This is a genomic window from Alteromonas sp. 14N.309.X.WAT.G.H12 (assembly GCF_036697315.1).
Lineage (GTDB): Bacteria > Pseudomonadota > Gammaproteobacteria > Enterobacterales > Alteromonadaceae > Alteromonas.
Genome location: NZ_JBAHZB010000231.1, coordinates 1 through 1,067 on the forward strand (window position 1 = coordinate 1; position 1,067 = coordinate 1,067).

The window sequence follows — 1,067 nt, forward strand, 5'->3', positions numbered from 1 at the left end:
CTCATCTGCAGGCTTCCATAGGCTTGGTAAGAGGCCCAAAAGGCTTCTTTGGGTACCCCGCAGGGCTGAAATAAACGCCCTGCTGGCACCCCAAGAATATGGCTTATGCCGCGAGCGTTAGGATCTCACGAGCTTTAGCAAGGTCAATATCGCCATGCTCGCCTAACGCCGTAAGATTATTGCGTTCTAGATTCGCGATCAGGCCGTCAATGGCCGACTTTTCAATGTTGTAATCCGATAATCGGGTCTTGATCTGCATGGTTTCAAAGAAATCCTGCACCGCTTTTATGGTCAAGTCGATGGCTTTTTCTTTGTTATCTTCCTTGATATCAAATACCCGCTCACCGAGTTGCAGGATCTTTTCTGCCTTCTTGTCCCGTTGTACAAACATAAGCGAAGGTAACACAATCGCCAAGGTAACGGCGTGATCAAGGCCGTGCAGGGCGGTTAGCTCATGGCCAATCATATGGGTGCTCCAGTCTTGCGGCACACCTTTGCCAATAAGGCCATTCAGGGCCATGGTCGCTGACCACATCACATTGGCGCGTACGTCGTAATCTTCAGGTGTCGCCAGGGCTTTTGGCCCTTCCTGGATCAGCGTTTGTAAAATGCCTTCGGCAAAGCGGTCTTGTAAGGGAGCATTGACCGGGTAAGTCAGGTATTGCTCAATGACGTGAACAAAGGCATCCACAACGCCGTTTGATACTTGTCGTGGCGGCAGTGAATAGGTGAACTCCGGGTCGAGAACCGCAAAAACCGGTTGCACGGTTTCAGAAGAAAACGCACGTTTTTGTGCTGTTTCTGAACGGTTGACCACCGCGTTGCCATTGCTCTCTGAGCCAGTGGCTGGCAAGGTCAGTACTGCACCCACAGGCAATGGGTTTTCAAAGGCAGCGCCTTTCACTAAGATATCCCATGGATCGCCTTCAAAGTTAACGGCCGCGGCTATAAACTTCGCGCCGTCAATTACGCTGCCGCCGCCCACGGCCAAAATGAAGTTAATGTTATTTTCACGGGCTACGCTCACCGCTTTCATTAATGTAGTAAATTCAGGGTTAGGTTCAACC

Annotated in this window: 1 protein-coding gene; it reads right to left on the minus strand. The window is 50.7% G+C overall.

Annotated elements, in window-relative coordinates:
* Positions 1–103 precede the first annotated feature (103 nt).
* A partial coding sequence (locus V5298_RS20700; RefSeq protein WP_332933293.1) for an iron-containing alcohol dehydrogenase occupies positions 104–1,067 on the minus strand: 964 nt, incomplete at its 5' end.